This is a genomic window from Polaromonas sp. P3_C2, from assembly GCF_056402675.1.
Genome location: NZ_JBFUGX010000152.1, coordinates 1 through 7,676 on the forward strand (window position 1 = coordinate 1; position 7,676 = coordinate 7,676).

The following is a 7,676-nucleotide window of genomic DNA, read 5'->3' on the forward strand; positions in this document are numbered from 1 at the left end:
GGGACTTCATCGGCCTGCAGCAAAAGTTCGCGGACGGCGCCATGCACGGCATCGAGGCCGTGACGGATGTCAGCCTCTGTGTGTTCCCGCGGGACGGCCTGTGGGAACTGTTTCGCAACCACCCCAGCCTGGGCTACGACATCACGTGGATGGGCGCGCGCGAGGAAGGTATGGTCGATGACCATCTGCTGACGGCAGGCCGGCGCAACGCCACCGAACGCGTGGCGATGCTGTTGATGCACCTGTACCGCAGGCTGGAACGCGTGGGCATGGCCGAAAAAGGCTGGATAGGGTTTCCCATCAACCAGCAACATATTGCCGACGCGCTGGGGCTGTCGCTGGTGCATACCAACAAGACGCTCAGGCGTTTGCGCCAGCTGGGCCTGCATGAGATTGAAAATGGGCAGCTCCGGTTGCTCAATACCCGCGCGCTGGAGCGCATTGCCGACTACTACGACACGCCGCCTGCGCACATTCCTTTACTCTGATTTCATCTGTTTTTGCTTTGGTTCAGGTGTGTAGGCGGTTGCTGACAACAAGGTCATGGGGCGGATGACAAATGCGGCCTGCATCCGGTTTTAAGGTGACTCTCCTTGCCCACGATTTGCCCCCTTTTCCAGCGAAGGGAAGGTCGTGGCGACACGCACCGACAACCCACCCAGGAGACGTTCATGAACCACGCACAAGCACCCGGTGCACGCCTGCAGCAGCAACCGCGCCGTGTTTCGGACCGCCAGCAACAGCAAAGCAGCGGCTCCCGCGAGTTTCAGCCGCGCCAGTCCAGGCCGGGCGATGCCCCGGCCGGGCAGATGGGCGAAGGGAGCTATGAAGCCACCCGCGACTACCAGAAGAACATCAAGTCCTATCTCAAGGATGCAGATGTCGCTGYCGACGCGAAGGCGGCGAAACCCGATTCACCCCAGCAGGCGGCAGAACTGAAGAAAGCTGAAGAGGAAGGCTTGTCCCATTCCAAGGCGCCCGGCAAATAAGGCGGGTTGCGTAGGGCGGGGTTCCATGGTCAGGACTTTTGGCTGTGCAGGGCTTTGAAATCCCGCTCATAGCGGTGAAGGTTTTCCACGGCTTTTAAGCGCTGGGCGGGCGTGGTGCTGTTGTGCAGTTCTGCAAACCCCTGGCAAATGTCCTGGGTCAGGCGTTCGAAATAGTCCCGGTAAGCGACGTCTGGTGAGTTCAGCGTGCGTTCAAACAGTCCGTTCACGGCGGCCTGCGTTTTCTCGGGTGTGCTGTGGCCGTCAGCCAGCGGGCGCAGGGTTTGCAGGGCATCCTGCTGGCGCCGCAGCCTTTCCCGGTAGGACACGGCGGCGTCAAAGTGGGACGTATCGATTCGCCGGCCGATGATGTCCAGTTGTTTTTCCTCCAGCCGCCCGTAAAGCATTTCAGCCCGGTTCACCGCCTCTTTGTAGCGCTTTTTGCGGTTGGTTTTGGATGACTCCAGAAAGTCTTCGCGGTAGTCGGCATTGCCTTTTTCAAAATGCTGCTGCAGTTTTTTCATCTGGCTGGCGTGGAGCGTGCCCGCCAGCTTTGTCATAAGGGGCTCAGCCTCGTTCGACACCACCATCAGCTTTCGCCGCAGGTCGGTATAGACCGCACAAGCCTTTGCCGTGTCCATGTCCTGCGGCATCTGGTGCTGCAGTTTTTGCAGCGTGTCGATATAGCCCGGCAGCTGGGTTTGCCGGTGCCAGGCATGCAGCCTGTCCAGGTCGGCCCTGACCTGCACGTTTTGCGTGTCGGTGAAGTCAAAATGGCCGTCCAGATGCCAATACACCAGCTCAGGCGCCTGGTTGTAGGCCAGTTTCATCATCACGTTGCAACCGGGCAGCGCCGCACCCAGCAGCATGGCGGCAAGCACACCGATAATCCGTAAGCTGCGTACCAGCGCTGCCCCGGCGGGGCTGGCACGCTTTTCAAATCCTGTCCTTCGAAAATCCAGAGGAAACTTCATGGCAACCCCAGTTGATGTCGTCATCATGGCCGCAGGCAAAGGCACGCGGATGAAAAGCAGCTTACCCAAGGTTTTGCACCGATTGGGCGGGAAGGCTTTGCTGCAGCATGTCATCGAATGCGCTGCGTCTTTGTCAGCGCGCAAGGCGGTCGTCATTACCGGCCACGGCGCTGAGGCTGTTGAGGCCGCCTGCCAGGGCTTTACGCAGCGGGAAACGGGCACAGATTCGAAGCTCAGCCTGCAATTTGCGCGGCAGGAACCACAGCTCGGCACCGGTCATGCAGTGCAGCAGGCGATTCCCCTGCTGGCCGACGATGGCGTCACGCTGGTGCTGTCGGGCGATGTGCCGCTGACCCAAGCCGCCACGCTGCAGGCCCTGCTGGCACAGTGCGACGGCCAGCGGCTGGCACTGCTCACGCTCAGCATGGCCGACCCCACGGGTTATGGCCGTATCGTGCGCGCGCAGGCGCACGCCTCCGAGCCCTTGCGGGCCGGCGCCGAAGCCTCGGCCCAGGTACGCGCCATCGTCGAGCATAAAGATGCGACACCTGCCCAGCGCGAGATCCGCGAAATTTACAGCGGCATCATGGCTGTCCCCACGCGCCTGCTGCGTGCCTGGCTTTCCCGGCTGGACAATCAAAACGCCCWAGGCGAGTATTACCTCACCGACATCGTCAAGTTTGCGGTGGCTGATGGCGTGGCCGTCGTGGCGCAGCAGATCACAGACGCAGCCCAGGTGGCCGGCGTGAACAGTCCGGTGCAACTGGCTGAACTGGAACGCGTGTACCAAAGCCGCCTGGCCACGGCGCTGATGGAGCAAGGCGTGCGGCTGGCCGATCCCGCACGACTGGATGTGCGCGGCACGCTTCGCTGCGGCCAGGATGTGGAAGTCGACGTGAACTGCGTGTTCGAAGGCCAGGTCACGCTGGGCGACGGAGTGCGCATTGGCGCCAACTGCGTGATTGCCAACTGCACCATTGCCGCCGGCGCCGTGATCCATCCCTTCACCCATATCGACGGCGAGAAGCTGGGTGTGCAGATCGGCGAAGGCGCGTTGATCGGGCCCTTTGCCCGCCTGCGGCCCGGCGCGCAACTGGGCGCCGAGGTACACATCGGCAATTTTGTGGAAGTCAAAAACGCCACCCTGGCCAAGGGCGCCAAGGCCAACCACCTGGCTTACCTGGGCGACGCGACGGTGGGCGAGCGCGTGAACTACGGTGCCGGCAGCATCACCGCCAACTACGACGGCGCCAACAAGCACCGCACGGTGATTGAGGCCGACGTGCACATCGGCAGCAACTGCGTGCTGGTGGCACCCGTCACCATAGGCGCGGGCGGCACGGTGGGAGGAGGGTCGACCATCACCAAAAGTACGCCACCGGATTCGCTGAGTGTGGCGCGGGGCAAACAGGTCAGTTTGCCTAACTGGAAGAGGCCTGTGAAGGTGGCTAAGGGGTAGGTCTTTGCTTATCCTGGCAGAGCCTTGTCTTGGCCGTTCTTGCTCAGGGTTGGGCGCGCTCTGCTGAGGGCGGCTGGCCGGGGGTTGCCCGGCATGCAACTCACTTTTCTTTGCTTCGCCAAAGAAAAGTAAGCAAAAGAAAGGCGACCCTGGTTCCTGCGTCCCTTCGCTTCGCTGCGGGCAACCTGTGGTGCTCGGTCCAGCCGGGGTCAAAAACAACTCGCTTCGCTCAAACAAGTTTTTGCCCTGATCCGTCTGGCCCTGCGCTCCTCGGCGCATMCACAAGGGGKKGGGRGMGGAATACCGAACAGCCAACAACCGAATACCAGAACCCGAACACCTGAAAAAACAAGGACACGCCATGGCGTGTCCTTGTCGGTATTGGAGTTGGTATTTGTCTTCGGTCCCCGCTCCCGATAGCCCCTTCTGTMTGCGCCGAGGAGCGCAGGTTCAGGCGGATCAGGGATCGCGATTGTCTGAGCGAAGCGAGTTCGAGCGAGACCCCGCCTGAACCGAGCACCGCAGGTTGCCCGTAGCGAAGCGGAGGGTCGCAGACAGCAGGGTCGCCTTTTCTTTGGTGACTTTCTTTTGGCGAAGCAAAAGAAAGTTACTTGCCGCCGGGCAACCCCCGGCCAGCAGCACTCAGCAAAGAGCGCGCCCATCAAATAAACAGAAGCTCAACTCTTCACTCGATTCACCAAAAACACCCCAAAAATCGCCAACGCCCCACCCGCCAGCAAACTGATGCTCAAGGGCTCTCCCAAAATCAGCCACCCCAGCAACACGCCAAACACCGGCACCAGGTTGTTGAACACCACGGTGCGTGCCGCGCCCAGCTGGCGTATGCCTTCGTAGTACCAGACAAAAGCCACTGCGGTGCCGAGCACGCCGAGGAAGGCCAGGCCGGCCCACACCTCAGGGGTGAACGATTCGGCATGTACGCCGGAGATATCGCGCAGGGCCAGCAGGCCCAGGAACAGCGTGCCCCAGATGGCCGCCCAGAGCGTGGCCAGCACGGGTGACAAGCCTTGCAGCAGCTTGCGGCCCAGCAGCGTGTACACCGCCCATGCGCACACCGCACCAAACATCGACAGCTCACCCTTGCCGAGCGACTGCGCGATTTGCGAAAGATCTCCGCGCGTGACAACGATCCATACGCCCAGCAAGGCCAGGGCTACGCCCAGCCAGCGCACTGGCGAAAGCCGGTCGCCCAGGAATGCGGCGGCCAGCAGCAGTGTGACCACCGGGTTCAGGGCAATGATGAGTGAGGTGCGGCCTGCCGGCAGCACGGAAAGCGCCGAGAAGAACAACAGGTTGTAAATAAAGATACCGGTGGCGCCCAGCGCCATCGTGCCCAGCAGCTGGCGGCGCGACAGTGTCGTGAGTGCGCGCAGGCCTTCGGTGAAATGCAGCGCCACCAGCAGCGCCAGCGTAGCAAACACAAAGCGTATGAAACCCGCCGTGGCGGGCGGCAGGTGGGCGGAGATGACGCGCCCGGCAATGAAGGTGCCGCCCCAGAGAAAGGGCACGCAGGTCAGGCGCAGGTACAGGCCCAGGAGGCTTTTACCCGCCGGGGGAGCCGTGGCGGCGATGCCGGACAGGGGGGCTGCGGTGGATGATGTGGCTGTAGCGGTCATGCGGTTTTTGTTGGGAAAAAGGCTGGCATCGGTTAGATTGATGCATGAGATTAACTGCTAAATGACTCACTATCAAATGAGTGTTTACTCATTCTTGCCCGCGTACCCCCTTAACGCTTGTTGAACCGACCATGACACTCGCCCAACTTGAAGTCCTGATCACTCTCGATGAATGCCGCAGCTTTTCACGCGCGGCCATGCGCCTGGGCACGACGCAGTCGGCCGTCAGCCATGCGCTGCGTGCGCTTGAAACGCAGTTCGGCGTGAAGCTTGCGCAGCGTGACGCGTCCGGCGTGGCCATGACGGATGCCGGCGAGCGGCTGTTGCTGCGGGCCCGCGAAATGACCGCCCTGGCCGCCACCATGACGCAGGAGCTCGGCGACGCCCGCGAGCTGAAAACCGGCACGTTGCGCATCGGCTCATTTGGGCCCACCTCCACTGTCAACCTTTTGCCACCACTGCTGGCTGCCTTTAAAAAGCGCCACCCAGGCGCGCAGGTGCGCATTGAAGAGGAAAGCGACGAAGTGGTGGACGACTGGCTGCTGCAAAAACGGGTGGAGCTGGGTTTTGTCGTCGTGCCTGACGAGCGCTTTGAAGTGCTGCCGCTGGTGCAGGACGAGTTTGTCGCCATCCTGCCGGTCAAACACCCACTGGCCAAACACAAGGCCGTGCCGGTTACCGCCCTGACGGGGCTGGACTTTGTGCTGACAGAGGCCGGCTGCGGCCCGGTCATTGTGCCCATCCTGCAGAAAAACATCGCGCTGCCCAAGGTGCTGTACCACTTCACGCAGATCATTTCCATCCTGCAATTTGTGCAACAGGGCCTGGCGGTATCGGTAGCTGCCCGCCTGGCGCTGCCCGATGCGCCCAGGGGCGTGGTGTACCGGCCCCTGTCACCGCCGCAGCCGCGCACGGTCGGCCTGGCCTGCCTGGATGTGGCCAAACTCTCGCCGCTGGCACGCGCCTTCTGGAACACCGCCCGTGAAGGAGTCAAAGCGCACTGAATCAGGTTGCTACTTATTTAATAGCTGCTTGCGCTTGTCCTGATTGGATTGCAGCCGGTTTCTTTCTAAATCAATGAGGGCTGCAGACGGGCTTTTCTGCTGGCTTGCCCGGCACCGTGCCGCCGGTGCTCACGAGTGGGCCCATCAAGTACCATCAGCCCATTCCGCAGGCTGGCGTGCAACATCGCAGCACGGAAAACAACAGGGAGGCCGGGGTCATGATTATCTGGAGCATTGTTTGGGGTGCCGTGCTGGGCTGGTTCTGGCCGGGCTATGGCGATTTCGGAGTCTTTCTGGGGGGCTTCCTCGGTTTGTTCGCCGGCCTTTCCTTGCGCTGGGCCGTGCGCGCCGAAGTCGAGGCCGCACACAGAAAGCATGCGCAGCAGGTCAAAGCGGCGACTGCATCGGCACCGCAACCATCTGCCATGCCGCGTGGCAGCATTCAGGTTGTGGAAGACGACGGCGGCTTCAGGGAATTTGAAAACACCGCTCCTTCGCCCGTTGCCCCGCTTCCTGCACGCGCACCTGCTGCGCCGCAAACCATGGCGCCTGTGGCTGCCAGCACGCTCAGCGCGGTTAGCAACGAAGAGGCATCCCTGCAAGAAGACCTGGCCCCGAATGGCTTGCCGCGCGCTCAGGCCGCGCCCGCCGTGCGGCCGGCTTACAAGCCGGCCGAGCCCAATGCCATCGAGCTGGCCCTGATTGCCGGCAAAAACTGGTTCCTGGGCGGCAACACCATCGTCCGGGTCGGGCTGGTTATTTTGTTCATCGGCCTGTCATTCCTGGCACGCTACGCGGCATCGGCCGGGCTCTTTCCGGTGGAATTCCGCCTGGCGGCCATCGCCGCCGCGGCGATCGCGCTGCTGGCCGTGGGCTTTCGCAAGCGCACGGAAAAGCCCGGCTTTGCACTCGCTCTGCAGGGCGCCGGCGTGGCGGTGATGTACCTCACGGTGTTTGCGGCCTTCCGCATGTACGGCCTGCTTGAACCGCTACCGGCCTTTGGTTTGATGATTGTGGTGTGCGCGCTGAGCTGTGCGCTGGCACTGCTGCAAAACTCGCGCGCGCTGGCGGTCGCCGCATTCGCCGGCGGTTTTGCCGTGCCCATCCTGCTGTCGACAGGGCAGGGCAGCCATGTGGGTCTCTTCAGCTATTACTCAGTGCTGAACCTGGCCATTTTGTTCATTGCCTACAAGCGTTCGTGGCGCGTCCTGAACGTGGTGGGCTTTATCGCCACCTTCGGCGTGGCCACTGCCTGGGGTGTTCTCAAGTACACGCCAGAGCACTACGCCAGCACCCAGCCCTTCCTCATCGGCTTTGTACTGATCTATCTTTTTGCCGCCATTCTCTATGCGCGCAACACGCCCACGAAGCTCGGCAACGCCGTCGACACCATGCTGGTGTTCGGCACGCCGCTGGTGGGCTTCGGCCTTCAGGCCGGGCTGGTGCGCGCCATGGAACTGGGCACGGCCTTTTCGGCGCTGGGCTTTGCCGCGCTGTACCTGGTGACGGCGATGGTGCTGGTGCGCCGGGCGCTGTCCAGCTACCGCTTGCTGATCGAATGCTTTATTGCCGTGGGTGTGCTGGCGCTGGGTTATGTGGCGCAGGCAGGTCAAGGC

Annotated in this window: 7 protein-coding genes; 5 read left to right on the forward strand and 2 right to left on the reverse strand. The window is 62.2% G+C overall.

Going from position 1 to position 7,676, the window contains the following annotated elements; all coding sequences use genetic code 11:
* A partial coding sequence (locus AC1DWI_RS08630; RefSeq protein ID WP_477724678.1) for a Crp/Fnr family transcriptional regulator occupies window positions 1-488 on the forward strand: 488 nt, incomplete at its 5' end.
* A 183-nt stretch (window positions 489-671) separates the two neighbouring features.
* Complete coding sequence (locus tag AC1DWI_RS08635) at window positions 672-989, forward strand: hypothetical protein (RefSeq protein ID WP_477724679.1); 318 nt, start codon at window positions 672-674, stop codon at window positions 987-989.
* Between the two features lie 29 nt (window positions 990-1,018).
* Here AC1DWI_RS08635 and AC1DWI_RS08640 read toward each other — a convergent pair whose 3' ends face one another.
* Entirely contained in the window at window positions 1,019-1,960 is a 942-nt protein-coding gene (locus tag AC1DWI_RS08640; RefSeq protein ID WP_477670013.1) for a DUF6279 family lipoprotein, read from the reverse strand.
* On the opposite strand from AC1DWI_RS08640, the gene glmU reads away from it, so the two are divergent.
* Window positions 1,959-3,419, forward strand: coding sequence for a bifunctional UDP-N-acetylglucosamine diphosphorylase/glucosamine-1-phosphate N-acetyltransferase GlmU (gene glmU / locus AC1DWI_RS08645; protein WP_477724680.1), 1,461 nt, complete (start codon window positions 1,959-1,961; stop codon window positions 3,417-3,419). The genes AC1DWI_RS08640 and glmU overlap by 2 nt on opposite strands.
* Window positions 3,420-4,096: 677 nt before the next feature.
* Here the strand turns inward: glmU and AC1DWI_RS08650 are convergent.
* On the reverse strand, window positions 4,097-5,056 hold the full coding sequence (locus AC1DWI_RS08650) for a DMT family transporter (RefSeq protein ID WP_477670011.1): 960 nt from the start codon (window positions 5,054-5,056) through the stop codon (window positions 4,097-4,099).
* Window positions 5,057-5,187: 131 nt separating this feature from the next.
* Here AC1DWI_RS08650 and AC1DWI_RS08655 point away from each other — a divergent pair, with 131 nt between their 5' ends.
* A complete protein-coding gene (locus AC1DWI_RS08655) occupies window positions 5,188-6,060 on the forward strand; it encodes a LysR family transcriptional regulator (protein WP_477670010.1) in 873 nt (290 codons plus the stop codon).
* Between the two features lie 218 nt (window positions 6,061-6,278).
* A partial coding sequence (locus tag AC1DWI_RS08660) for a DUF2339 domain-containing protein (protein ID WP_477724681.1) occupies window positions 6,279-7,676 on the forward strand: 1,398 nt, incomplete at its 3' end.